The organism is Actinomyces sp. oral taxon 171 str. F0337 (assembly GCF_005696555.1).
Taxonomy (GTDB): Bacteria; Actinomycetota; Actinomycetes; order Actinomycetales; family Actinomycetaceae; genus Actinomyces; species Actinomyces oris_E.
The window spans coordinates 1701637-1726260 of the sequence record NZ_CP040005.1 but is presented as its reverse complement, the minus strand read 5'-3'; the positions used below and the strand labels follow the sequence as shown (position 1 = coordinate 1726260).

The 24624-nt window shown below is 66.8% G+C and carries 21 protein-coding genes, 3 tRNA genes and 1 other RNA gene; 9 read left to right on the top strand and 16 right to left on the bottom strand.

Annotation, left to right across the window (positions count from 1 at the left end; translation table 11 throughout):
• Positions 1-215 precede the first annotated feature (215 nt).
• Positions 216-620 (top strand): DUF3052 family protein, encoded by a 405-nt coding sequence (locus FBF36_RS07575; protein ID WP_009397367.1) that lies wholly within the window; start codon positions 216-218, stop codon positions 618-620.
• Between the two features lie 153 nt (positions 621-773).
• A tRNA-Val gene (locus tag FBF36_RS07570) sits at positions 774-849 on the top strand.
• A 37-nt stretch (positions 850-886) separates the two neighbouring features.
• Here FBF36_RS07570 and FBF36_RS07565 read toward each other — a convergent pair.
• A complete protein-coding gene (locus FBF36_RS07565) occupies positions 887-1801 on the bottom strand; it encodes an alpha/beta fold hydrolase (protein WP_138137341.1) in 915 nt (304 codons plus the stop codon).
• Positions 1802-2098: 297 nt separating this feature from the next.
• Between FBF36_RS07565 and FBF36_RS07560 the strand changes: the two genes are divergently transcribed.
• Positions 2099-2314: a YdeI/OmpD-associated family protein gene (locus tag FBF36_RS07560; protein ID WP_009397362.1), complete on the top strand. Its 216-nt coding sequence runs from the start codon at positions 2099-2101 to the stop codon at positions 2312-2314.
• Positions 2315-2392: 78 nt separating this feature from the next.
• Here FBF36_RS07560 and FBF36_RS07555 read toward each other — a convergent pair whose 3' ends face one another.
• From FBF36_RS07555 to FBF36_RS07540, 4 genes are all read right to left on the bottom strand, one after another.
• Complete coding sequence (locus tag FBF36_RS07555) at positions 2393-3433, bottom strand: DUF1266 domain-containing protein (protein WP_009397361.1); 1041 nt, start codon at positions 3431-3433, stop codon at positions 2393-2395.
• An 87-nt stretch (positions 3434-3520) separates the two neighbouring features.
• Positions 3521-4693 carry an aminotransferase class I/II-fold pyridoxal phosphate-dependent enzyme gene (locus FBF36_RS07550; RefSeq protein WP_009397360.1) on the bottom strand — a complete coding sequence of 391 codons (1173 nt, stop codon included), beginning with the start codon at positions 4691-4693 and terminating at the stop codon, positions 3521-3523.
• Between the two features lie 125 nt (positions 4694-4818).
• Positions 4819-4903: transfer RNA gene (locus FBF36_RS07545), tRNA-Leu, on the bottom strand.
• A gap of 37 nt (positions 4904-4940) precedes the next feature.
• Positions 4941-5032 (bottom strand) — tRNA-Ile (locus FBF36_RS07540).
• A 204-nt stretch (positions 5033-5236) separates the two neighbouring features.
• On the opposite strand from FBF36_RS07540, the gene FBF36_RS07535 reads away from it, so the two are divergent.
• Both FBF36_RS07535 and FBF36_RS07530 read left to right on the top strand, forming a co-directional pair.
• A complete protein-coding gene (locus FBF36_RS07535; RefSeq protein ID WP_034492907.1) occupies positions 5237-6139 on the top strand; it encodes a Nif3-like dinuclear metal center hexameric protein in 903 nt (300 codons plus the stop codon).
• A gap of 46 nt (positions 6140-6185) precedes the next feature.
• Positions 6186-6920 (top strand): zinc ribbon domain-containing protein, encoded by a 735-nt coding sequence (locus FBF36_RS07530; RefSeq protein WP_009397356.1) that lies wholly within the window; start codon positions 6186-6188, stop codon positions 6918-6920.
• 72 nt (positions 6921-6992) lie between these two features.
• On the opposite strand, the gene FBF36_RS07525 is transcribed toward FBF36_RS07530, so the two are convergent.
• Positions 6993-7802 carry a YaaA family protein gene (locus FBF36_RS07525; protein ID WP_034492903.1) on the bottom strand — a complete coding sequence of 270 codons (810 nt, stop codon included), beginning with the start codon at positions 7800-7802 and terminating at the stop codon, positions 6993-6995.
• A gap of 93 nt (positions 7803-7895) precedes the next feature.
• On the opposite strand from FBF36_RS07525, the gene rnpB reads away from it, so the two are divergent.
• An RNA gene (gene rnpB / locus FBF36_RS07520) (RNase P RNA component class A) lies at positions 7896-8287 on the top strand.
• An 81-nt stretch (positions 8288-8368) separates the two neighbouring features.
• Here the strand turns inward: rnpB and FBF36_RS07515 are convergent.
• The 3 genes from FBF36_RS07515 to panB all read right to left on the bottom strand — a co-directional run bounded on the left by FBF36_RS07515 (position 8369) and on the right by panB (position 11566).
• A complete protein-coding gene (locus tag FBF36_RS07515; protein ID WP_225792316.1) occupies positions 8369-9580 on the bottom strand; it encodes a hypothetical protein in 1212 nt (403 codons plus the stop codon).
• A gap of 121 nt (positions 9581-9701) precedes the next feature.
• Positions 9702-10616, bottom strand: a complete 915-nt coding sequence (gene map / locus FBF36_RS07510; protein WP_034492898.1) for a type I methionyl aminopeptidase — start codon at positions 10614-10616, stop codon at positions 9702-9704.
• Between the two features lie 104 nt (positions 10617-10720).
• Positions 10721-11566 carry a 3-methyl-2-oxobutanoate hydroxymethyltransferase gene (panB, locus tag FBF36_RS07505; RefSeq protein WP_034492896.1) on the bottom strand — a complete coding sequence of 282 codons (846 nt, stop codon included), beginning with the start codon at positions 11564-11566 and terminating at the stop codon, positions 10721-10723.
• A 193-nt stretch (positions 11567-11759) separates the two neighbouring features.
• Here panB and glnA (FBF36_RS07500) point away from each other — a divergent pair, with 193 nt between their 5' ends.
• The 3 genes from glnA (FBF36_RS07500) (at position 11760) to FBF36_RS07490 (ending at position 17501) form a co-directional block, all read left to right on the top strand.
• Positions 11760-13091 (top strand): type I glutamate--ammonia ligase, encoded by a 1332-nt coding sequence (glnA, locus tag FBF36_RS07500; protein WP_009397351.1) that lies wholly within the window; start codon positions 11760-11762, stop codon positions 13089-13091.
• Between the two features lie 18 nt (positions 13092-13109).
• Positions 13110-16730 carry a bifunctional [glutamine synthetase] adenylyltransferase/[glutamine synthetase]-adenylyl-L-tyrosine phosphorylase gene (locus tag FBF36_RS07495; RefSeq protein WP_009397347.1) on the top strand — a complete coding sequence of 1207 codons (3621 nt, stop codon included), beginning with the start codon at positions 13110-13112 and terminating at the stop codon, positions 16728-16730.
• Positions 16731-16847: 117 nt separating this feature from the next.
• Positions 16848-17501, top strand: a complete 654-nt coding sequence (locus tag FBF36_RS07490; protein ID WP_034492894.1) for a histidine phosphatase family protein — start codon at positions 16848-16850, stop codon at positions 17499-17501.
• Positions 17502-17511: 10 nt separating this feature from the next.
• Here the strand turns inward: FBF36_RS07490 and FBF36_RS07485 are convergent, their stop codons facing one another.
• From FBF36_RS07485 to lipB, 7 genes are all read right to left on the bottom strand, one after another.
• The gene (locus FBF36_RS07485; protein WP_009397344.1) at positions 17512-18312 is read right to left on the bottom strand and encodes an amino acid ABC transporter ATP-binding protein; all 801 of its coding nucleotides are present in this window, start codon (positions 18310-18312) and stop codon (positions 17512-17514) included.
• Positions 18309-19274, bottom strand: coding sequence for an amino acid ABC transporter permease (locus FBF36_RS07480; RefSeq protein ID WP_009397343.1), 966 nt, complete (start codon positions 19272-19274; stop codon positions 18309-18311). The genes FBF36_RS07485 and FBF36_RS07480 overlap by 4 nt, the downstream gene beginning before the upstream one ends.
• A 3-nt stretch (positions 19275-19277) precedes the next feature.
• Positions 19278-20198 (bottom strand): ABC transporter substrate-binding protein, encoded by a 921-nt coding sequence (locus FBF36_RS07475; RefSeq protein ID WP_009397342.1) that lies wholly within the window; start codon positions 20196-20198, stop codon positions 19278-19280.
• 155 nt (positions 20199-20353) lie between these two features.
• The gene (gene glnA, locus FBF36_RS07470; RefSeq protein WP_009397340.1) at positions 20354-21778 is read right to left on the bottom strand and encodes a type I glutamate--ammonia ligase; all 1425 of its coding nucleotides are present in this window, start codon (positions 21776-21778) and stop codon (positions 20354-20356) included.
• A gap of 189 nt (positions 21779-21967) precedes the next feature.
• Positions 21968-22687, bottom strand: coding sequence for a DUF4191 domain-containing protein (locus FBF36_RS07465; protein WP_075376359.1), 720 nt, complete (start codon positions 22685-22687; stop codon positions 21968-21970).
• A gap of 107 nt (positions 22688-22794) precedes the next feature.
• A complete protein-coding gene (locus FBF36_RS07460; RefSeq protein WP_009397338.1) occupies positions 22795-23826 on the bottom strand; it encodes a lipoyl synthase in 1032 nt (343 codons plus the stop codon).
• A 91-nt stretch (positions 23827-23917) separates the two neighbouring features.
• Positions 23918-24619: a lipoyl(octanoyl) transferase LipB gene (gene lipB / locus FBF36_RS07455; RefSeq protein ID WP_075376358.1), complete on the bottom strand. Its 702-nt coding sequence runs from the start codon at positions 24617-24619 to the stop codon at positions 23918-23920.
• Between the last annotated feature and the right edge of the window lie 5 nt (positions 24620-24624).

The window sequence follows — 24624 nt, the reverse complement described above, 5'->3', positions numbered from 1 at the left end:
CACATGGTAACGGGTTGGTCTCGGTGTCGAGGGCTGAGGAGGCGTGGGGCCTGAAGCCGGTGGCCGCACCGGAGCCGATCTTCAAAGGAAAGTCCAAGGTAATCTGACATGCGTGTTCACTTGCGCCGCTGGTACCGGGTGCGGTGGGCTAGTGCCCATCGCCCAGCAGCGGGCGAGCGATAGACGGGCGCAGCCCAGAAGGACGGTGTAAGGACGTGGCGAGTACAGCGGGTGGGGCTTTCGGCTTCGCCTCCGGTCTCATCATTCAGGAGTTCGGCTACGACGACGACGTCGACGAGACCTTGCGGCAGGCCGTTGAGGCGGAGACCGGAACCACTCTGGTGGACGAGGACTATGAGGACGTGGCCGACTCGGCCATCGTGTGGTGGCGTGACGACGACGGCGACGTTGACGACCTCACCGACCTCCTCATGGACGCCCAGGCCAACCTCGACGGCGCAGGGCTCATCTGGGTGCTGACGCCCAAGGCGCGTACCACTGGCGCCGTCCAGGCCGCCGAGGTGGAGGAGGCTGCTGCGACAGCCGGCATGCATGCGACCTCCGCCGCCTCCATGGGGCAGCACTGGAGTGGTATCAGGGTCTCCAGCCGAGGGCGCTGAGTCGCTCCAGTGGTCGACCTGCGTACTGTGCCGCCGGATGCGGAGATGATTGGTGGCTTTCCCGGCGGAGGCGGTAAAGTCTCCTCCGGCTGAGGCGGCTTGCGCCGTCAGTCGCATGTGCGGGCACCGGTAGCCTGGGGGATGTCTGCACCTGGACCTGTAGCTCAGTTGGCAGAGCAACGCGTTTACACCGCGTCGGTCGTCGGTTCGAGTCCGGCCGGGTCCACCAAGGCGTGACCTCTGTTGCCCGCGCGCCCGCAGCGGCCTCAGGTCCCACCTCGTGAGTGGAGACGCCGAGCCAGGCCGGCGACGGCGTCGACGAGATCCGTGACTCCGGGGTCTTCGACTGGGAAATGGCCGCACTCGCGCAGCACCACCAGCTCGGCCGGACCTGCGGCACGCGACAGTACTCGGGCGCTGAGCTCGATCGGCGTCCACGCGTCCCGACCGGGGTGCAGCAGCGTCACCGGCGTGCGATTGCGTTCGGGCGGGGTGTGCGCGAACCGCAGGTAAGAGGCGAGGAACCCCAGGGGGACCCTGGCGGCGCCCCCACGCGGGTCGATGGCGCACAGGCGAGACAGTGCGCGGTCGCGGCTCATCCGCCGCAGGTTCGCCACTGCGTTCATCGGCACCATGGTGCGCTCCAGTCCTCCGCGTGCGAGTGCCGACAACGGCCCGCCCAGGACGCCCAGTGCTGCCGCACGCGTCATGTGTGTCCGGGCGCGCCAGTCACCCGGGTCGAGCAGACACGTGGCGGCCACCGCCGCCACGTGCGGCGAGCGGGCCGCCACCTCGTAGGCGAGAAGGCCGCCGATGCTGGCGCCCAGAAGCACCAGCGGACGGTGGTCGTGCTCGGCCTCGACGAGGTCAACGAGGAGGTCGATCCAGGTGTCGTAGCGCACGGCCGTGGGATCCGGTGACGTCGTGCGTCCGTACAGAGGCAGGTCGACGGCGCTGACGTCGATGCCGCGTGAGGCCACCAGTGCGGCAATCGGCCACAGCGCTCCACTGTGCCCACCAGCTCCGTGGACGAGCAGCACCCGGGCCGGCGCCCCGGGGTCGGGGGCACGTGCGATGTGCGTACGGTGGCCGTGCCACCGCCACCACGTCGACTCGGGTACCAGGGAGGCCGCGCGCCGGTGGTGCTGAGGCAGGAAGGATACGTACGGATTGGCCGGCATACGTTGATGCTAACCGCGGTGCCCGCGCTTCACCGCAATGAGTTCACGAAGCCGTCCCAGCCCTCCTGCCTTGCATCACCCTGAAGCGGGCGCATGAGGAACCTGGCACGCTGCTGGTCGAGGATGATCACGTCCTCCTTCTGTGCTGGCTTGAGGCAGCTGTGATGCTGTTGGAGGCATCGAGGTGGGGGAGTGGCTATGGTGGTCATGGCAACGGAGGAAAAGAGGGCCGCCACAAGCGCCCTATTCGATTCTTTATCCGTGTGGTACTTCTGTCAATCAGCCAGAGGAGACGCAATGAGTGACGAGCAGGCAGGAATCCCGATAGAGCTCTCCGATGTGCTGTCGGAGAATAAGGCGGCGGAGAGGATATTCGCAGCTCTGCCCCCATCGCACCGGAACGAGTACCTGCGCTGGATCAGTGAGGCGAAACGTGCCGAGACTCGCCGTCGTCGGGCCATCAAAGCAGCAGAGATGATGGTTGATAAGCACGGTAGACCTGGTCCTGGATGAGTTCCTAGCCGGCTCTTATTTAAGGTGATGGGCCGACGGAGCCCGCTGCCTCGTGGCGGATCGTCTTGACGTGATGCCTCAGGCGCGCTTGGTGAACCGGTGGTGCTGCTCGGCGTGGATGCTGAAGTGCTGAGGGCGATGCTGCCCGCGGAGAATGGCCTGATCGTCGACCCAGCGCTCCCACTGCGTGGCGCGCTTCCGCTCGCCGGCACCCCGTGGTTTAGCCATGCCGGTGTCGAGCAGATCATCGAGGATCAGGAACGAGGGCTCGGGGGTGGCTACCTTCCAGTCGACGATCCCCCATGGACCGTCTGGGCTGAGGAGAACCAGTGAGCGGTTGAGATCGTGCAGGTCGTTGAAGTGCTCGTCCTTGCCGCTCTCGGAGCTCCAGTACCAGCGTGCCAGCCGGAATGACTCCGACACCTGCGTCCAGCTCCGGTAGTGCTCTCGCAACGCACGATCCAGGACCGCGAGCGTGTCCCAGGTCTCGTCCTCAGTCAGCCAGCCCATCGCGAATCCGCAGCGTGTCAGCATGGCGGCACGGACCAGGTCCCAGGCGGCGAAGTCCACGTTTCGGATGTCCCGGTCGTTGTTGAGCATGCGCTCGAGGCGCCACAACGTCTTTGCTGCGTCCGAGGACGAGTCGGCAGTATCCCACAGCTCGTGGCGCTCGGCCTCCGCCAGGGAGGTGCTGACCCAGCGAGCACGCTCCGCATCGAAGCCGGTGCGGTGGCCTGAGGTGATAAGCCAGTAGATCCGAGCGAGGAGATCGGTGCGGGAGCATACTCCCCAGTCGAGGGAGAGCATGGTGCGGGTGCCATCGAGATCGGAGCAGATGAGACGGTCCCACGGGTCCCGGCTGCACAGGGAGTACGGCGCACAGATCGCCAGGAGCCGTTCATGCGGGCCGGTGGTGAACTCATCGGGCTTGGACTCTCTGACAGGTCGATGGTGCTCAGTGAGCTCATTCCATGTGGACTCCTCACCCCGATGCGGGGCGGAGGAGGCCCTGTCGCGGCGCAGACGTATTCTCTGATGGATTGACCTGAAGATCTCGGTGGTAGCGATTACTCCAAAAACTACTAGCGCGACGGAAAGGAGCAGAGTCTGCAAGGGCATAAAGAGAATTGTGCAGCATGTGAACAGATGAGCGCCAAATTGTTGCACAGAGGTGATGCGGATTCATTGAGTTGAATGCCTGTATATTTACAGGCGGTTGATCAGTTTTTCGAGGCGCTTCATTCCTTCATGCAGCTCGTCACGGGAGGCCGCGTAGGACAGCCGTACGTGGGAGCGAGCCGTGGTCGTGGAGAAGTCCTGTCCCGGAGTGAGGGCCACATGCGCCTCCTCCAGGGCACGGTGGCAGAAGGTCTGGGCGTCGAGCCCCGTGGAGGAGACGTCGAAGTAGACGTAGAAGGCGCCGTCGGGCAGGACCGGAACAGGTAGGCCGATGCGTTGCAGCCCGTTGAGCACAATGCTCCTGCGGGCAAGCAGCTCCTGCCGGCGGTCCTCGCATACTGAGATGGATTCGGGGGAGAAGACCGCCAGCGCAGCTTGCTGAATAGGCGTCGAAGCGCACAGGAAGTAGTTGACAGCCAGGTTCTCTGCGGGTTGCACCAGCTCCTCGGGAAGGATCGCCCAGCCCAGGCGCCAGCCCGTCATCCCGAAGTACTTGGAGAAGGAGTTGATGACGATTGCCTCGGGATCGGTCTCCAGGACGCTGTGCGCCGGCGTGCCGTCATCATCTGGATCGGCCAGACCCAGGTAGATCTCGTCGACGATCCGCCAGGCGCTGCGTTCACGGGCCAGCGCGCAGATCGATGCCAGCTCCTCGAAGGGGATCGATGTGCCCGTGGGGTTGGATGGTGTCGCCAGCATCACCGCGCTCGTCTGCGGAGTCCACGCCGCCTCGGCTGAGGCTCGGTCCATCTGGTAACGGCTGGCAGGACTGGTGGGCGTCAGAATGATCCGACCGCCATAGGTTTCCACGAGCTGCCGGTTGCAGGGGTAGGACGGATCTGCGATGACGACGTCGTCGCCGGGCTGTGTGGTGGCGGCAGCCACTAGCAGGAGTGCTGACGACGCGCCGGTGGTCACGACGATCCGGGCTGGATCGACCTCGACTCCGTGCCTGTCCCGGTAGAAGCCCGCAATGGCCTCGCGCAGTGCGAGCAGGCCCAGGGCGGGGGAGTAGGGAAGTGGTCGGCCATCCATGACACGGCACATCTCCTCGCGGACAGCGGGAGGGGCGCCGAAGTCGGGCTCACCCAGGCTGAGCTTGGAGATCGAGTGGCCCTCCGCCTGGAGGATTCCAGCGCGTTCGCCAATGCTCATCGCGTGGAAGGGCTGAGCGGCTTTGGCCCGGTTGGCGATCTTCATGACGGCTCCTTGACTCGGGGGCGGACAGAACTAGTGTCCACCTTCCCACAGTGGGAGGGCAAAGGTCTCGTGAAGGAACAGCGACGTTTCGGGAACTGGTAGTGAGGGTTTGTATAGCGATGCTGTGGTGCCTCCGGCGGGACTCGAACCCGCACGCCCGTAGGCAGCGACTTTTAAGATCGCGGTGTCTACCGATTCCACCACGGAGGCGAGACGCGGCCCAATGTTTGAATAACTGGGGCGTCAGTACCCCCACTGGGATTCGAACCCAGGACCTTGTGCTTATCAGGCACGACACGAGGTATAAGCTCGCTGCTCTAACCGCTGAGCTATGGGGGCGCGGCCGCGACATCGACGGTGTCGAGGAAGCCGACGCTGCCAGTACCGGAGGGGCTTGGCAGCGCGGAAGTAGGTTACCCCAGATGGCGGCCGCGTCGGTCGTTTTCTCACTGTGTTCCATCAGGCACGCCCTCACGCGGGCGGCACAGGTCGTCGACCCCCTCACGTCTCTGGGCCTGCCTGCCTTACCGCTAGCCTGGTCGCATGAGTCATACTCCTGCCCCCGCATCTTCTGAGGCCGGACACGAGCCCTCACGGAACACTCCGGAAAGCCTCCTGACGGTCGGCGACGTCGTCGCCCTTGTGGAGGCCGCCGCTCCTCCCGGCCTGGCCGCCTCATGGGACTCCAACGGGCTCATCTGCGGTGACCCCGCCGATCCGGTGCGCAGCATCCTGCTGGCCGTCGATCCGGTGACGGCCGTCGTCGACGAGGCCATCAATGCCGGCGTCGATATGGTCATCACCCACCACCCCCTCTATCTGCGCGGAACCGATCACGTCGCAACCACCGATCCCAAGGGCCGCTGCATCCACCGCCTCATCCGCGCAGGCATCGCGCTCCTCAACGCCCACACCAGTCTCGACGCCGCCCACGGGGGAGTCGCCGATGCCCTCGCCGACCGCGTCGGACTCATCTCAGCCGTGCCGCTTGAGCCCGACCCCGTCTCCCCGGATCAGGGCATTGGACGGATCGGCACGCTCCCACAGCCCGTCACTCTGCGCCGGCTCGCCGCCGACGTCGCTGCAGCCCTGCCCGACTCGGCCCCCGGCCTCCTCGTGGGTGGGGACCTCGATGCCGTCGTCGGGCGCATCGCCGTCTCAGGTGGGGCGGGAGATTCTCTCTTGCAACGGGCCCGCGAGGCCGGAGCCGACGTGTTCCTCACCGCCGACCTGCGCCACCACCCTGCCTCCGAGCACCTGGAGGAGGGCCGCCCCTATCTCCTGTGCGGAACCCACTGGGCCACCGAGTGGGTCGGCCTGGAGCCCCTGGCTCGTAGGCTCCAGGAAAGCGCCCACTGCCATGGAGCCTCGCTGGCCGTTCAGGTCTCCCACATTGTTACGGACCCCTGGGCGCTGCGCCTGCCCACCGGACCAGACCGGGCATGAGAGGATTCGCAGCATCAACCTGTACGCACCTGAAGGAGCACACGCCGTGACAAGCGCCCCCATCGCCCAGCAGCGCCTTCTCATCGACCTCCAGGACCTCGACTCCCGCCTGGCACGGTTGCGTCACGAGCGCAAGCACCTTCCGGTCCTCGCCCGAATCGAATCAGTCATCGAACGTCTCAAGGCGAATAAGCGAGCCGCCATCCAGGCCGAGGCCGCCCTCGACGAGGCCAAGAAGCAGGCCACTCGCAGCGAGGACGAGGTCGGGCAGGTGGTGCGCCGTGCCGAGGTACTGCGCGAGCGCCTCCACTCCGGCACCAGCGCGGCCCGAGACCTCTCCGCCATTCAGGGAGAGATCGACCAGCTCGGTCAACGGCAATCTGCCTTGGAGGAGGCACAGATCATGGCCATGGAGGCGCTCGACTCCGCCCGGCAGAAAGCGGAGCGCCTCAGCCGGCAGGAGTCCGAGATCCGCACGGCCGGGCGGGAGCTCACCGCCAAGCGCGACGCTGAGTTCGCCCGACTCGACGAGGAGATCGAGTCCCTGGAGAACCAGCGGGCAGACCTGGCTGGAACCATTGAGACGTCCCTCCTGGCGGACTACGAGGCCGTCCGCACCTCCACCGGCGGGCTCGGCGCGGTCGCCCTCAGGGGACGCACCGTTGAGGGCGGCGCCGTCGAGATCAGCCCCCAGGAGCTGGCCCGCATCGCGGCCGCCCCGAAGGAGGAGGTCATCCACGCCGAGGAGAACGACGTCATCGTCGTACGCATGGACATCTGACAACGGTGCGTCGTAACCAACCGCTAAACGACCGGCCCATGGTCCGGATGCTCATGGCGGTCGCAACTGGCCTCAGCGAGTCACCAGGGTGAGAGCCTGTTGCCCCTTCCGGTCCGGCTCGGAGACCTCGACGTTGTCAATGCCGTCCAGGCGCCCGGCGACACGTGCGATGTCGTCTACGCGCGCTGACGCAGGCAGGGTCCCACCGGCAACGGCCCTGATAAGCTCCCCGGCGAGTAGCCCGCGAGCGTGCTTGGCCATGTGGGAGACCACCTTGCGGGAACCGTCGTCCGCGGTGCGAACCACGCGCACGGTCGCGACCTCGATGCCGTCATGCGCAGCCGGCTTCCAAGCGGCGGCGTAATCTGCCGACCGGCAATCGACCACCAAGCCCTGCGCAGCCATGGCGGTCAGGGACGGTCCAAGGTACGGCTTCCAGAACGCCGGCAGGCGTCCCGGTCCGGGCAGGGACGTGCCCATCGACAGGCGGTGGTCGGGTACCAGGTCAGTGGGGGAGAGGATGCCCCACAGACCCGAGAAGACAACGCAGTGGCGCTCCAGTGCGGCGCGGCCCGTCGGGTCCTTGGCGATAGAGTCGAGCCCAGCAGCCTCGTACAGGACCCCGGTGAACAGCCGATGGGCAGGGACGCAGGGTGAGGTCTCCAGTGACAGATTTATCCCCACCTGCTCAGCGCTACGCGGTCCCAACCCCAGGACGGAGGCCGCCTCGGCGCTGCGGCTCACCCCGGCCAGCGCGGACATCACCTCACGACGCGCGGCGGTAAGCCTCTCCGCGTCCAGCAGCGAGTCGAGATCCAGTGACGGTCCACTGGCAGGAGCAGTCTTTCCCTCAGAGGGAGGAAGCAGGATCAGCACCCGCACATGATAGGTCGCATCACGACTCCTGGCAGGCCGGGGCTGCGCGGTGGGCGCGACCCTTCGACGCCCCCGTACCGCTACACTGATCCGTGCGGATGAGCCGACCGGGCGGCCGCGGTACCGGTTACCGTCTTCATGGCGGTGCAGGGCTGAGGAACGTCCGGGCTCCACAGAGCAGGACGGTGGCTAACGGCCACCCGGGGTGACCCGCGGGACAGTGCCACAGAGAGTAGACCGCCCATCGGATATCGGTGAGTAAGGGTGAAAGGGTGGGGTAAGAGCCCACCAGCGCGACGGGTGACCGTCGCGGCTCGGTAAACCCCGTCCGGAGCAAGACCGTACAGCTGGCGCTTGAAGGCTGCTCGCCCAAGCCAGTGGGTAGGTCGCATGAGGCCGCTGGCAACAGCGGTCCAAGATGAATGGTCGCCACCGCCCAGGCCGGCAACGGCGGGCGGCAACAGAACCCGGCGTACAGGTCGGCTCGTCCGCCCCTCCTCGTTTTTTGGATAATGATTGTGGGGCGACCAGGAATTCCTGGTCGCCCCACAATCATGCGTCAATTGAGTGAATCACTTTGCAGCGAAGTACACCTCCTGGTCGGTCAGGTAGAAGCCCTTGACTGCGAAAACGCCCTTGCCGTCGTTGACGGTGGATGCGTCTACAAGGAATACGAAGTTACCTTTTGCGGTCCCTCCATCGCGAGGCATGGACTGCCGGTCGAACATGTCGTCGCTGCCGATGTACTCCGATTTCGCGGTATTTCCATCGTGAGAGTACGTGACCTGCAGGTCTGACGACTTGTACTCGCCTTTACCCTTGTAAGCAACCTCCACGGGTACGCGGATGTAGACCTTACCTGCGGGCGGCTCCTTGTAGGCGCCCCTCATTGTGCTCTTGAGGTCGTCGTTAACGTTCCACTCCACAGCCCCCATGGTCACGGTTACTGTAGCGTCCGGATCGGTAGAGTACTCGTCGGCCTTGAATTCTACAGACTTGGATGTGGGATCAATCGGGTTGGCGGCAGATGATCCGGGTCCGTCACTCTTGTCCGTTGAATCGTCAGAAGGCTTTGATGATGAGTCGTCGCCCGGCTCTTTCGTCTTCTGCTTTGCGGAGCTTCCTTTATTTTCCTTCGACTCCGAGCTTGACGTGCTGTCAGCCTTGTTGTCGCCATTGCCGGAATCGCCCTTGAACATGAACACGATGCCGATGACCAGGGCGACCACGACGACTGCGGCGATGCCGGTCCAGAACCACCACTGCTGAGTCAGTGGCTTGGAGCCGTTACCAGGGCCTGCCGGAGCGGCGCCGGCGGGCTGCCATCCGCCGGCCGGGGGCTGCATACCTCCTCCGGCCCCCTGATTCTGGAACGGCGTGGGCGACTGGGCGTAGTCCACGTTGGCCGCATAAGGGCTGGCACCGGCAGCTGCGGGCTGACCGGTGTAGTCACCGGAGGGGGCGGAGGCGGACATGCCTGTCGGGTCGGCAACAGGGGCGTTGGTGTTCAACGAGGCGGTCGGGGCGGTCGATACCGCCTGGGTCGGAGCCCATGCCGGGTCGGCTTCCGCAGCGGCACCTGCGGCCGAAGCAGCGGACCCGCTCGAGGCGGCGGAGTCATCGACCCAGATCTGCCAGCCTTCGGGAGCCGGCCCCCAGGCGGGGTCGGGTTGCCAGCCTGCAGGTGGTTCGAAGCCCTCGGGTGGCGCGGGCCAGTTCGGCGGTGGATTGAAGCGCAAAGCCATGAGAACCTCCGGGAGGAAATAACAGGGAGAAACCCGCACGGGCTTCCTGGGCAGAATGCAGATGTCCGCTGTCCAAGGACCTTACGTCGTCACCTCATCGTGAGGCAACGTGACAGAGGCCGATCGGCGTGGACATGGATGGGGAGCGATCCCCAGCACCTCAGGGCAGGGTAAGCACCTCAGCACCTTCCTCGGTCACCACGAGCGTGTGCTCGAACTGCGCAGTGCGGGAACGGTCCTTGGTGACCACCGTCCAGCCGTCGTCCCACTGCTCCCAGTCGATACTGCCGAGAGTGAGCATCGGCTCGATGGTGAACACCATGCCCGTCTCAATGACGTCGTCGTTCAGAGGGGCGGCGTCGTAGTGGGGGATGATGAGTCCTGAGTGAAAGGCCTCGCCGACGCCGTGGCCCGTGTAGTCGCGCACCACCCCGTAGTTGAAGCGCTTGGCGTAGGCCTCGATGACGCGGCCGATGACGTTGACCTCGCGTCCCGGTTTGACGGCCTTGATGCCCCGCTCCAGCGCGGTGCGGGTGCGTTCGATGAGCAGCTCCGTCTCACGGTCGACCTCGCCGACGGCGTAGGTGGCGTTCGTGTCGCCGTGGACCCCGCCGATGTAGGCGGTGACGTCAAGGTTGATGAGATCTCCCTCATTCAAGCGGGTCGAGTCCGGAATGCCGTGGCAGATGACCTCATTGATCGAGGTGCAGATCGACTTGGGGAACCCCATGTAGCCTAGGCAGGAGGGGTAGGCGCCGTGGTCGCACAGGTACTCGTGAGCGATCCTGTCCAGCTCATCGGTGGTCACCCCCGGAGCGATCGCCTTGGCGGCCTCGGCCAGAGCGCGGGCGGCCAGTCGGCCCGCCACCCTGATCCGCTCGATCGTCTCCGCATCCTTGATCTCTGAGGCCGTGACGTGCTCGGGGCCGTCGTGGAACATGTACTCGGGGCGTGCGATGGACGCCGGAACATGCCGCTGAGGAGTGAGCGTCCCGGGAGTGAGCGTGCCACGCGGTGCGCGGTCGGCCAGTGAGGAGGAGGGCGCCGAGGGCACGGAGGAAACCGAAGAACTCATGGCCTCAGCATAGAAGGAGGCATCCGGTTCACGGGACCTTCCCTTCAGCTAAAGGCCCAAGGCTTTCATCATCACGCTATGGGCATTATCACTGTCAGGAACCGTCAGGAGCTGAACCAGTGCTTCTCAGCGGGGAAGGACTCCTCGCGCACCGCGGCCCCGTAGTCGGCGGCCGCCTGACGCAGGGCCTCGCCGACCTGCCCGAACTGATGAGCGAAGCGCGGCGACCATTCCGTCATTCCGGCCATATCCGTCCAGACCAGGACCTGGCCGTCACAGCGGGCGCCCGCACCGATACCGATCGTGGGGATCGTGAGTGACTCGGTGACGCGCGCGGCCAGAGGCTCGGGCACCATCTCCAGGACGAGAGCGACCGCCCCCGCATCAGCCAGCGCCCGCGCGTCGGCCAGCAGCTCCTCCGCGGCCTCGCCGCGGCCCTGAACCCGGAAGCCACCGAGCATGTTGACGCTCTGCGGGGTGAACCCCAAGTGACCCACCACTGGGATGCCCGCCTGAGTCAGCGCCCTCACGCCTGCTGCCCGGGGCCTGCCGCCCTCGAGCTTGACGGCATTGGCACCCGCCTTCATAAGACGCACAGCGCTGGCCAGTGCCTGCTCAGGACCGGCTTCGTAGGTGCCGAAGGGAAGGTCGGCCACTACGAGTGCGCGCTTGGTCGCCCTCGCTACCGAGCGCGTGGCCACCACCATCTCGTCGAGCTGGACCGGCAGCGTGGAGTCGTGCCCCAGCATGACATTGCCGATCGAGTCGCCCACCAGCAGCAGGTCGGTTCCCGCAGCGTCCAGGATCTGGGCGGTCACGGCGTCGTAGGCGGTCAGCATGACCAGCTTGGCGCTGTTCTTCTTGGCGGCTGCCAGGTGATGAACGCGCACGGGCTTGCCGCCTCCGACGACGTTGGGGGACGTACCGTAAGGGGACTCGGGTGTAGGCATGGCACGAGGCTACCTGAGGTGCCGCAGCGCGTTGGCCCGCCGGATGCCCCACCGGCATCCCTGGCCGAGGACGTTCTCCGAAACCTGCCTGACGCACCCGCGCACTAGGCTGGTTCCAGCAGAACATCTCAGGTGCAAGACCGCCGGTCACGTCGTCGGCCGGCTACTGCACCACCGTGCTGAGGAGGTCCCATTGGACAAGCAGCAGGAGTACGTGCTCCGAGCCATCGAGGAACGCGACATCAGCTTCATCCGCTTGTGGTTCACTGACGTCTCCGGACAGCTCAAGTCCGTGGCCATCGCGCCGGCCGAGGTCGAGAGCGCCTTCGAGGAGGGCATCGGCTTCGACGGATCGGCCATCGAGGGCCTGACCCGCGTCTTCGAGTCCGACATGCTTCTGGCGCCGGATCCCTCCACCTTCCAGATGCTGCCGTGGCGGGACGGGGATAACGGTGTGGCCCGCATGTTCTGCGATGTCCTCACGCCCGACGGCGAGCCGGCCCGCACCGATCCGCGCTCCGTGCTCGAGCGCCAGCTCGCCCGGGTCGCCGAGGCCGGCTTCACCTGCTACATCCACCCGGAGATCGAGTTCTACCTGGTCAAACGTGACGCCGACGGGCGCATCCGCCCCACTGATGACGCCGGTTACTTCGACCACGTGCCCGGGGGAACCGCCCACGACTTCCGCCGCCACGCCATCCTCATGCTCGAGCAGATGGGGATCTCGGTACAGTTCTCCCACCACGAGGGCGGCCCCGGCCAGAACGAGATCGACCTGCGCTTCGCCGACGCCCTGTCCATGGCGGACAACGTCATGACCTTCCGTGCCGTGGTCGAGGAGGTCGCCCTGGAGGAGGGCTGCCTGGCGACCTTCATGCCCAAGCCCTTCCCCGACCAGTTCGGCTCGGGCATGCACACCCACTTCTCCCTGTTCGAGGGGGACCGCAACGCCTTCTTCGACCCCGCCGGCCAGTACCAGCTCTCCGCCACCGGTCGCTCCTTCATCGCCGGGCTGCTGCACCACGCCTCGGAGATCACGGCCGTCACCAACCAGCACGTCAACTCCTACAAGCGCCTATGGGGAGGGGACGAGGCCCCCAGCTACGTGTGCTGGGGCCACAACAACCGCTCCGCCCTCGTGCGCGTCCCGATGCACAAGCCAGGCAAGGCCCAGTCCGCACGCGTGGAGTTCCGCGGCATCGACTCCTCGGCCAACCCCTACCTGGCCTATGCGGTCATCCTGGCTGCGGGCCTCAAGGGCATCGAGGAGGGCTACGAGCTCCCCCCGGAGGCCGAGGACGATGTCTGGGCCCTGTCCGAGATGGAGCGCAGGGCGCTGGGCATTCACGCCCTGCCCACCTCGCTCAAGAGCGCGGTTGCCGCCATGGAGGGCTCCGACCTGGTGGCGGACACCTTCGGTGAGGACACCTTCGAGTTCTTCCTGCGCAACAAGCGCCGCGAGTACCGGGCCTACGACGCCCAGGTCACCGATTTCGAGATCAGCCAGTTCTTCCCGCGTGCCTGAGCGGAGCAGGGGACAGCTGTGAGAGACCGCAGCGAGAAGCGAGCGCCGATCGGGTCCCCCTCCCGGCACAGCTCCTCGCCCAGGACCGTCCTGCTGCGGGCAGGATTCCAGAACGCCGCCCGCGCCGGGGCGCTCCTGGGTGATCCGGCGCTGCTGCCCTTCCTCCCGGCACACGCTGAGGCCGACGACGTCGGCGAGGTGGGAGACCCCGACGGATGTGCCCCGGCAGATCGCTCCAAGCGGCCAGGCAGCCGACCCGCTGACGTGAGACTCGGGCCGGCCCGTGAGGACCTCGTCAGTTCCCTGGCCCTCACCGCCGATCCCGACATGGCTCTGCTCAGCCTCGTCCGGCTCGCCGAGGCCGCCACCGCAGCCGAGTCGACTCACCGGGCATCGGCGGGCAGTGTCGAGCCCGGGTGCACGACGACACCGGCAGCACTTCTGCGCAGCATCCTGAGCGATCCGGCCGCAGAGCACCGTGAGCACAGGCAACGCCTGCTCGCGGTCCTGGGGGCCTCGCAGGCCCTGGGCGACTTCCTCGTGGCCCATCCCGAGCGCCTCACGGCGCTCGCACCGCTCAGGGCGTGGAGCTCCCTTGAGGAGCCCAGCCCCAGTGAGGCGCTGCAGCGGGTGGTCCAGGAGGCGCTGGGGCAGGCCGGCCCTGCGAACGCTGCCCCGTCAGACGGTGGTGAGACAACCCCTCAGCCGGGAGGAACGGACCAGGCTGTCAGCCGGGCGACCGCGGCGCTGCGGCGCGCCTACCGGGACCGGCTCACGGCGATCGTCGCCGACGACCTTACCAGCGCCGACCCGATCGAGCACGTCCCCACCGTCTGTCGTCGCATGGCCGAGCTCGCCGACGCCGCCCTGGACGCGGCTCTGCTCGTCGCTCGCGCCGCCGTCGGACCACAGGCGGATGAGGTGGCCCTCGCTGTGATCGCCATGGGCAAGACCGGGGCCCGCGAGCTCAACTACATCTCGGACGTCGACGTCGTCTACGTCGTAGGCCCCGCCCACGAGCCCCGGAGTGCTCATGAACCGGTCAGCGAGGAGCACCTCGTGGACGTCGGCACCCACCTGGCCACTGAGCTCGCCCACGTCGTCTCCGCCACCGCGCCCGAGCCGCCCCTGTGGCCACTGGACACGGCGCTGCGCCCCGAGGGCAAGGACGGTGCACTCGTGCGCACCCTTGACTCCCACCTGGCCTACTACCGCAGATGGGCCGCCTCCTGGGAGTTCCAGGCCCTGCTCAAGGCCAGGGCCTGTGCCGGGGATACGGAGCTCGGTGCCCGCTACGAGCAGGGCGTGGCGCCCTACGTGTGGGAGGCCAGCAGGCGGGAGAACTTCGTTGAGGACGCCCGTGCCATGCGGCGCCGTGTGGAGAAGGAGTCCGTGCCGCGCGGAGGAGAGGACCGGCGTATCAAACTGGGACCCGGTGGCCTGCGAGACGTCGAGTTCACCGTCCAGCTCCTCCAGCTCGTCCACGGCCGCTCCGATGAGAGCCTGCGGGTGCGCGGCACCCTGGAGGCTCTCGACGCTCTCAGTGCGGGCGGCTACGTCAGCCGAACCGATGCCGCGGCCATGAGCAGCTGCTACAAGGCCCTGCGTCTGCTGGAGCATCGCAGCCAGCTCTTTCGGCTGCGCCGCACTCACAACCTTCCTGAGAAGGAGGAGAACCTGCGCCGCATCGAGCGGGGCATCAGCGGCTGCCTGGGACGGGGCGACAGCCTGTGGGAGGGCTTCAAGGACCTGCGTCGGCGAGTGCGGTCCCTCCACCAGGAGATCTACTACCGCCCCCTGCTGGGCTTCGCAGCCGCCCTGAGCGCCGACGAGATGGCCCTGAGCCCTCAGGCGGCGCGAGAGCGCCTCGCCGCCGTCGGCTACACGGACCCCGACGGGGCCCTGCGCCACATCCAGGCCCTCACCGAGGGCGTCAGCCGTCGAGCCGCGATCCAGCGCCAGCTGCTACCGGTCATCATCGGCTGGATCGGTGAAGGCGCTGACCCCGATTTCGGCCTGCTGTCCTTCCGGCGGCTGTCTGAGGCCATCGGAGGGTCGCACTGGTACCTGGCGATGCTGCGGGACTCGCCGGTGGCGGCACGCAGACTGTGCCAGGTCCTCTCCAGCGCCCACTGGGCCACCGAGCGCCTGGCGGAGTTCCCCGAGTCCATCGCCTGGCTCGACGACGACGACGAGCTCGAGCTCCGCCGATCCGGCGCCCTGGCGGAGGAGGTCGCCGCCGTCCTGCGCCGTCGCAGCCTCACCGGCCCCGATGAGGCGACCCTTGCCGAGCAGGCGATCGAGGCCGTCCAGGCGATCTTAAGAGTGCGCGCCCGCGAGGAGGTGCGCGCCTCACTGGCGGACTGCCTGGACGGCATCGACCCCGAACGCACCGCCTCCATCCTCTCCGACGCAACCGACGCGGTGCTGGAGGGGGCTCTGACCGTGGCCACCGGGCTGGTCATCGCCCAGCGCGACGGGGCGGAGGCCGTTTCCGTGGGACCCGACGCCAGTGGCCGCTGGCAGGCCGCCCTCGCCCGGCACGCCATCGTCGCCATGGGACGCCTGGGAGGCCGCGAGATCGGGTACGCCTCCGATGCGGATGTCCTCTTCATCCATGAGGCCCGTGACGGGGTGGACCAAGACGCCGCCGCTCAGGAGGCCGAGGCCGTCGCCAAGCAGGTCATGGGACTGCTGGCCTCAGCGCTCCCGCACCCCCTCGAAGTGGACTGCGATCTGCGCCCCGAGGGCCGCAACGGCGTCATGAGTCGCTCGTTGAACGCCTACCGCGAGTACTACGGCCGCTGGTCCGCCCTGTGGGAGCGCCAGGCGCTGCTGCGCGCCCGTCCCTGCGCCGGTGACCGCGATCTGGGTCGGCGTTTCGAGGAGCTCATCAACCCGTTGCGCTGGGCGCAGGAGGGACTGCTGCCCCAGGACCTGCGGGAGATCCGCAGGATCAAGGCGCGGGTGGAGGCCGAGCGCCTGCCCCGGGGCATCGACCCGGCCCGTCACCTCAAGCTCGGCCCCGGAGGACTCAGTGACGTGGAGTGGAGTGCGCAGGTACTCCAGCTCGCTCACGCCGGTCGGATACCCGAGCTACGGACCACCTCGACCGTCGGTGCGCTCCAAGCCGCGGCCCAGGCCGGGGTGCTGAGCGCGGACGATGGGGGAGAGCTGGTCGCCGCCTGGATCCTGGCCAGCCGCCTGCGCTCGGCGATCGTCCTGGGAACCGGGCGCGCCTCGGGGCCGCGCTCCCAGGTCCTTCCCATCCAGATCCGGGAGATCCGCCTGGTGGGGCGCCTCATTGGTCTGGGCTCGGGCAGGGAGCGAGAGCTCGAGGACCTTTACCGTCGCAGCGCCCGCCACGCGCGCGCGGTGGCCGAGCGCATCGTCTTCACCGATGCCGCCGCCCACGGCTCCTCCGCACCGACGCCGTCGCCCACCACGTCAGTGGCTCAGCAGCACAGCGCGGACTCACCGCCGCCCCACCCAACGGGCCGAGCCCGGAACGGCCGTGCACAGTCCCGTCGGGGCTTAGGAGCGGCAGGCTCCAAGAGCACCAGTTCCAAGAGCTCCAGGCAGGTACGCCGCAACCGTGTCACCAGAAGGCGACCGGAGGGGCCCTACCCCTGGAGCTGACCGGGCGGAGACGGCGCCAGGCGGATACCGGCCGGGTGTCAGCCGGACGCCGCCGGGCGATGAGGATCGCACTGTCGTCGAGGGCCGTCGTGCTGCGAACCTGGCAGACTTGGCGCCGTGAGGCTCATTCTCGTACGCCACGGTCGCACCGGGGCCAATGTCATGCAGGCACTTGACACCGCCTTCCCCGGAAATCCCCTGGACGAGGTGGGTCTGGGGCAGGCCGACGGATTGCCGGACCGTCTGGACAAGGCCGGCCTGCTTCAGGGGCTGGGATCGCTATGGGTCTCCCCGATCCTGCGCGCCAGGCAGACCATCGCCCCCATCGAGGCCGCCACCGGCCTGAGCGCCACCGTCGACTCAGGACTGCGTGAGGTCCTCGCCGCCGACCTGGAGATGAACACCGACGCGCGCTCGGTGGCCTGCTACGTGGACACCACCCGGGCCTGGATGGCGGGTCGCCCCGCCTGCCGCATCCCCGGCTCCCCGGAGGACGGGCACGACACGCTTCAGCGCTTCGACGACGCCGTCGGCCGAATCTACGGGCAGACCGCTCAGGCGGGCGACTCAGCGGCCCTGCTCGTCTCCCACGGAACCGCGCTGCGCCTGTGGACCTCCCTGAGGGCCGCGGCAGGAGGCGGCGTGGACCCGCTGTGGGTCGCCGACCGCCCCATGCACAACACCGGGATCACCGTCGTCGACGGTGATCCCGGTGCCGGGTGGAGCCTGACCTCCTGGGATGACGGCGCCTGGGACCAGGCCGCCTCCTGACCGGCCCGCCTTAGAGCACCGAGGAGAGGAAGGCCCGGGTACGTTCGGCCTGGGGATCATCCAGGACCTTGACGGGGTCACCGGACTCGCAGATGACGCCGCCGTCCATGAAGATCAGCTGGTCGCCGACCTCGCGGGCGAAGCCCATCTCGTGGGTGACCACCACCATCGTCATGCCGGAGGCGGCGAGATCCTTCATCACCTGAAGGACCTCACCAACCAGCTCGGGGTCCAGCGCGGAGGTCGGCTCATCGAAGAGCATGAGCTCAGGATCCATCGCCAGGGCGCGGGCGATCGCCACCCGCTGCTGCTGACCACCGGAGAGCTGGGAGGGGTAGTGGTCGAGCCGGTCACCCAGCCCCACCCGCTCCAGCAGCTCGATGCCGCGTTCGCGGGCCTTGGCCTTCGGAGTCTTCTTGACCAGGATCGGCGCCTCCATGACGTTCTCCAGAGCCGTCATGTGGGGGAAGAGGTTGAAACGCTGGAAGACCATGCCGATCTTGGCGCGCTGAGCGGCGCGGGCCCTGTCCGACAGGGCGTGCAGCTTGGTGCGACCACCGCGCTCGACCTCACGCATACCGATGAGCTCGCCGTCGACCTTGACCCGGCCGGCGTCGATGGACTCCAGCTCGTTGATGCAGCGCAGCAGCGTCGACTTCCCCGAGCCGGATGGGCCGATGAGGACCGTGACCGAGCCGGGCGGGACGATGAGGTCAATACCCCGCAGCACGTGCAGCTCGCCGAAGAACTTGTGCAGGTCGCTGATCTCGACCTTGGGCGTCCCCGCCGCGGCGTGGGTTGATGTGCTCATGGGGTGACCTCCAGGAAGGGATTGTCCTTGGTGGTGTGGGCATCGAGGATGGCCTGCTGGCGCGCGGACAGGCCCCGGCCGGAGGAGGCGGAGGACTTGTCGGAGTCGAAGCCCTTGCCGTAGTAGCGCTCGATGTAGTGCTGCCCCACCATGAGGATCGAGGTGATGACGATGTACCAGATGGCCGCGACGAGGAGCAGCGGAATGATCTGGTAGGTCAGCGACGCGTAGGAGTTGGTCACGAAGGTCAGATCCAGGGTGAAGGGGACCGCCAGGACCAGGGAGGTCGTCTTGAGCATGGAGATCGTCTCGTTGCCGGTGGGCGGGACGATGACCCTCATCGCCTGCGGCAGGACGATCCTGCGCAGGATCTGGCTCTTACTCATGCCCAGGGCCCCGGCGGCCTCGCTCTGACCCTTGTCCACCGAGTTCAGGCCCGAGCGGACGATCTCGGAAAGGTAGGCGCCCTCGTTGATTCCCAGCCCCAGGACCGCCGCGACGAAGGGGGTGAAGACCGCCGTCGTCTTGAAGGTCAGCAGCTCGGGGCCGAAGGGGATTCCCAGGCTCAGCTTCTGGTAGAGCGCGGACAGCGCCCCCCAGAAGACCAGCTGGGTGTAGATCGGGGTGCCGCGGAAGAACCACAGGTAGGCCAGTGCCACCCAGCGCAGGACCGGGTTGGAGGACTGACGCAGGATCGCTGTGGTGACCGCCAGCACGATGCCGATGGCCATGGCCATGAAGGTCAGCAGCAGCGTCCAACCGACGGCCTTGACCACGTGGACCTCACGCAGGAAGAACCAGACCGTGGACCAGTGGAACTTCTCGTTGGTGACCAGCCCGTGGATGAGCATGGCCCCCAGGACCGTGACGATCGCGGCACTGATCCACGTTCCCGGGCGGGGGACTGGCTTGGGTTTGTTGAGGGCGACCTTGTCGTCATCAGGGGTGGGCGAGGCGGTCACGGCTCACTCCTTCACTGAGGGATTGAGTTCTGCGGTGGTCAGGGCGGCGTCCTTCACGCCCCAGTTGTCCAGGATCTTCTGCCAGATGCCCTGGTCCATGAGGTACTGGATGGCAGCCTGGATCGCGGCGGCGAACTGCGGATCGGCCTTGGAGGTCACCACCCCCTGGGGGGCGGCGTCCTCGATCTCCCCGAGGGTGACGATCTGGCTATCGGTCAGCTCGACGGCGTATCCGGCCACGGTGGAGTCGGAGTAAGTGGCGTCGATGGTGCCGCCCACCAGGCCGGTGGTGGCCTCGGACTGCTTGGAGTAGGAACGCACGGACAGGACCGCCTTACCCTTCTTGGCGCATTTCTCGGCGGCGTCGCGCATGGTGGTCTCCTGGGCGGTTCCCACCTGGACGCCGATGGTCCGTCCGCACAGCTGGAGGTGGTCGGAGGTCTCGACGCCCTTCGGGTTGCCGGCCTGGACGTTGAATCGAGAACCCACGTTGATGTAGGAGGTCATGTTGACCTCCGCGATCCGCTCGGGAGTGACGGTGAAGGAGGAGATGCCGGCGTCGTACTTCGAGCCGATCGATGCGATGATGGAGTCGAACTCGGCCGTGTGCACCGTGCCCTTGACGCCCAGGACGGCGGCGATCGCGTTGGTCAGATCGACGTCGTAGCCCACAGCCTTGCCCGAGGGGTCGAGGAACTCCGCCGGTGCGTAGTCCGTGGATGCGGCCACGTTCAGGACGCCATCCTCGAGAGCGCCGTGGGGGAGCTTGGCGATGATGTCGGGCTGCGCCTGGATCGACGAGGTGTCATAGGAGTGGATCTGCGAGCTCCGGTTCGCGTTCCAGTCAGCAGCGTTGGTACATCCGCTGAGGACCAGGCAGGCTGTGGCTGCCAGCCCGAGGGCGGCGTGTTGGTGGATCCTCATTGTGGGATCTCCTCTTCGGAGTGGAGCAAGACAGAGAAAGAATATCCGCAATGCAGTATAGGTATGCAAGCATGGAAGGTGGCGTACAGCACGACGGCGGCCCTGAGCCTCGTGCGTAGAAGGCTCAGGGCCGCCGTCTGAACCGAGTCAACGGCTCACAGGTCGTAGTAGAGCTGGAACTCGTAGGGATGGGGGCGCAGTCGCAGCGGCTCGATCTCGTTGGCGCGCTTGTACTCGATCCAGGTCTCAATGAGATCAGGGGTGAAGACGTCCCCCTCGGTGAGGAAGTCGTGATCATCCTCCAGCGCCTCCAGGGCCTGGTCCAGGCTGTCGGGGAGCTTGTCGATGTCGAAGTACTCCTCGGGAGCGAGCTCGTAGAGGTCCTTGTCGATGGGCTCACGGGGCTCGATACGGTTGCGGATACCGTCGATGCCCGCCATGAGGACGGCGGCGAAGCACAGGTAGGGGTTGGAGGAGGGGTCCGGCACCCGGTACTCCACCCGCTTGGCCTTGGGGGAGGAGCCCGTGACCGGGATGCGAATGCAGGCCGAGCGGTTACGGGCCGAGTAGACCAGGTTGACCGGCGCCTCAAAACCGGGGACCAGGCGGTGGAAGGAGTTCACCGACGGGTTGGTGAAGGCCAGCAGCGCCGGGGCGTGAGCCAGGATCCCGCCGATGTACCAGCGGGCGAGGTCCGAGAGCTGGCCGTAGCCCCGCTCATCGAAGAACAGCGGTTTGCCGTCCTTCCACAGCGAGTGGTGGGTGTGCATGCCCGAGCCGTTGTCGCCGAAGATCGGCTTGGGCATGAATGTGGCCGTCTTACCATTTCGCCAGGCCTCGTTCTTGATGATGTACTTGAACTTCATCATGTCATCACCCGCTGCGAGCAGAGAGCTGAAGCGATAGTTGATCTCCTGCTGTCCGGCAGTGCCGACCTCGTGATGCGCCCGTTCGATCTCCAGGCCGGAGGCGAGGCAGGTGCGGACCATGCGGTCGCGGATATCGGCCATCTGGTCGTTGGGTGAGACGGGGAAGTAACCGCCCTTGAAAGCGGTCTTGTATCCCTTGTTGCCGCCCTCCTCCTCACGGCCTGTGTTCCAGGCCGCCTCAGAGGAGTCGATGGCGTAGAAGGACTCGGCAGGCGAGGACTCGTAGCGCACTGAGTCGAAGAGGTAGAACTCGGCCTCCGCTCCGATATAGCAGGTGTCGGCGATTCCGGTGGAGCGCAGGTAGTCCTCCGCCTTGGCGGCGATCGAGCGAGGGTCGCGCGAATAGACCTCGTCCGTGAAGGGGTCAACGATCGAGAAGTTGACGACCAGGGTCTTCTCCTCGCGGAACGGGTCCAGGAAGGCGGTGGTCACATCTGGAACCAGCTTCATGTCCGACTCGTGGATCGCGGTGAAGCCTCGGATTGATGAGCCGTCGAACATGAGACCGTCGGTGAGGGCCTCATCCTTGAAGGCGGCCACAGGAATAGTGAAGTGCTGCATGACGCCGGGCAGGTCGCAGAACCGCACATCGACCAGTGCGACGTTCTCCTTCTCGATGAACGTCAGTGCCTCGGACGCGTCCTTGAACATATCTCCTCCAGGTGGGAATGGCGCACATACTCCACACGTATGCACTGCGGCTGACATCGGTCACTATATTGACGCTACCGTGACAAAGGAATGGCGCCAGTGTTGCCTGAGTGTTTCGCCCGTTATTCTCCGTCCCTTTGAGGCGGTAGGCGCTGAGTGATGGAAGGTAGAGGTGACCCGGAAGGTGTTTCAGCGGCCGCGCATCGCACGGCGGTCGGGACGGACTCGATTCGGATCAATGTGCTTGGGAATCGGCAGGTTCCTGCCCGCCATCGAGGTCAGGCGCTTGGAGACCTGCGTGATCTCGCTGTCAGTCAGTGACGTGGGCTTGGTCGGAAGCCGGCGCAGCGTCTTGGACAGGTCGGTCAGACGCACCTGTCCGGCGTCAGTGCCCACCTGGAGGGTGTGGATGGGAACGGTCGACAGCAGCCGATGGACCTTGCGCTCCTCCTCGGCCAGCATGCGCCTGGTACGGGTGCTTGGTCCCTCGGCGATGAGAACGACCCCGGGGCGTCCCACCAGCCGCCACACGAGGTCCTGGTCCTTGGTGAAGGCCACAGGCTCGGACTCGACGTACCAGCCCCGGCCGATCTGGTCCAGAACGGCCTTCGCCGCTCCCGGCATTCCCTCGATCTGGGAGTAGGAGGCGCGACGCACGGCGACAGACAGGATGATCATGTCGACCATCAGCGCCATGAGGATGCCCAGGAACAGCCAGTACCACAGAGACATTCCGCTGGCGAACGATATTGCCAGGCCCGCTGCGACGCAGGCGATGGTTGCCGCCAGCATCGCCCACCCGATCCACGGATAGCTGCGCCGCGAGATCGTGTAGGAGTCCTTGATGTTCTGAAGGTACTGAGCCAGCCGGCGCTTCTTCTTCGGCTGGGGGGACTGGGCACTACTCACGGGCACACAATAGACGACGTCGGTGGCCTGCACACACGGTCTCGCCGTCAGCGTTGCCGGCCGGTGCGCATCAAGAATCCCGCTGTGTGGGACTCGGCGTTTCGCCCTCAGCAGGCGGCGGCGAGGTGGGGGTGGGTTCCCAGCAGGGCCGATGCCTCCTGACGGGCGGTGGCCGGTTCGGCGAGCTGCGACAGGTGCTCGGGGATGGGACGGCCGCGCTTGACCATGGCCCGTCCCCACAGCATCCCGGCACGGTAGGATGAGCGCACCATGGGCCCGCTCATCACGGCGGCGAATCCGATCTCTTCGGCCAGACGACTCAGGTCGACGAACTCCTGGGGCTTGACCCAGCGGTCAACGGGGTGGTGAAGCTTGGAGGGGCGCAGGTACTGCGTGATGGTGAGGATGTCGCAGCGCGCCTCCACCAGGGCGGCCATGGCCGCCTCGATCTCGTCGCGGGTCTCGCCCATGCCCAGGATGAGGTTGGACTTGGTGACCAGGCCCGCCTCCGCAGCGGCCGTGATGACGTCGAGGCTGCCCTGGTAGGAGAAGGCCGGTCGGATCCGCTTGAAGATGCGTGGGACCGTCTCCAGGTTGTGGCCGAGAACCTCGGGGCGCGAGGAGAAGACGTCCTCCAGGGCCTCCGGGTTGCCTCGGAAATCGGGGATGAGCAGCTCGACCCCGGTACCCGGCGAGAGCTCGTGCACCTGACGGGCGGTCTCGGCGTAGAGCCAGGCGCCGCCGTCGGGGCGGTCGTCACGGGCCACCCCGGTGACGGTGGCGTAGCGCAGCTCCATCTCCTTGATCGAGACCGCCACGCGCCTGGGCTCATCGACGTCGTACTCGGTGGGGCGGCCGGTGGCGATGTCGCAGAAGTCGCAGCGCCGGGTGCACATCTCGCCGCCCACCAGGAAGGTGGCCTCACGGTCGTTCCAGCACTCGTAGATGTTGGGGCAGTTCGCCTCGGCGCACACCGTGTGCAGGCTCTTCTCCCTCACCAGGCCGCGGACCTCCTGGTAGGTGTCTGAGACGACGGCGCGGGTGCGCAGCCAGTCGGGCTTGGACTCAATGGGTGTCTGGGCGTTGTGCGCCTCGACCCGCAGGAGCTTGCGTCCCTCAGGGGCCACGGTGGTGCTCACGTCTACCTCTCCTCGCCGACGACGGTTCTACAGGGAGTCTAGTACTCTCCTGAGGCTTATAGGACCTCCGACCTAGGGGTGACGTCCGTTGTCACGTGGTGTCCGCCACCAAGGGGGTCAGTTGGTTCTCCAGGGCCGAGACCAGAGCGTTCGCGGGGGCGCCGGTCGACAGGTGCCGGCCGGTCTCCGCTCCCAGTGAGGTCACGCCGGCGTCGTCGATTCCACAGGGAATGATGCGTTCCAGGGAGAAGGCCTCCAGATCGGGGTCGACATTCAGACCGATCCCGTGCATGGTCACGCCGCGGGCGACCCTCACCCCCAGGGCGCAGATCTTGCGCTCGGGGCGCGGGAGCCGACCGACCCTTTCCACCGTCTCAGGCTCGGCGGGCAGCCAGACCCCGGAGCGCCCCTCGACGCGGATCGTCTCCAGACCGTAGAGGCCGCACAGCTCGATCACGGCGGCTTCCAGCGCCCGCACATAACGGATGACGTCAATCGGCTGGGTCAGGCGCAGGATCGGGTAGACGGTCAGCTGGCCCGGCCCGTGCCAGGTGGTCTTGCCGCCGCGGTCCACGTCGACCACCGGTACGTGCCCCGGCTCGACGACGTCAGTGCTGGGCCGCTCCCAGGAGTGGGCCCTCCTGCCGACGGTGTAGACCGCCTCGTGCTCCACGAGCAGAAGCGTGGAGGGACGCCGTCCCTCCACGACCTCGGCATGGAGATCCCGCTGCCGCTGCCAGCCCTCATGGAAGGGGATGAGTCGGGAACCGAGCTCCATGTCCTCACGCAGCACGGGCG

Bases quoted from the DNA above. Each gene is read 5' to 3' on its own strand.
- FBF36_RS07560 (WP_009397362.1), top strand. From the start codon at position 2,099: ATGAGTGACGAGCAGGCAGGAATCCCGATAGAGCTCTCCGATGTGCTG.
- FBF36_RS07535 (WP_034492907.1), top strand. From the start codon at position 5,237: ATGAGTCATACTCCTGCCCCCGCATCTTCTGAGGCCGGACACGAGCCC.
- glnA (WP_009397340.1), bottom strand. From the start codon at position 21,778: ATGTTCAAGGACGCGTCCGAGGCACTGACGTTCATCGAGAAGGAGAAC.
- FBF36_RS07565 (WP_138137341.1), bottom strand. From the start codon at position 1,801: ATGCCGGCCAATCCGTACGTATCCTTCCTGCCTCAGCACCACCGGCGC.
- panB (WP_034492896.1), bottom strand. From the start codon at position 11,566: ATGCCTACACCCGAGTCCCCTTACGGTACGTCCCCCAACGTCGTCGGA.
- FBF36_RS07555 (WP_009397361.1), bottom strand. From the start codon at position 3,433: ATGCCCTTGCAGACTCTGCTCCTTTCCGTCGCGCTAGTAGTTTTTGGA.
- FBF36_RS07550 (WP_009397360.1), bottom strand. From the start codon at position 4,693: ATGAAGATCGCCAACCGGGCCAAAGCCGCTCAGCCCTTCCACGCGATG.
- FBF36_RS07485 (WP_009397344.1), bottom strand. From the start codon at position 18,312: ATGAGCACATCAACCCACGCCGCGGCGGGGACGCCCAAGGTCGAGATC.
- FBF36_RS07475 (WP_009397342.1), bottom strand. From the start codon at position 20,198: ATGAGGATCCACCAACACGCCGCCCTCGGGCTGGCAGCCACAGCCTGC.
- map (WP_034492898.1), bottom strand. From the start codon at position 10,616: ATGAGTTCTTCGGTTTCCTCCGTGCCCTCGGCGCCCTCCTCCTCACTG.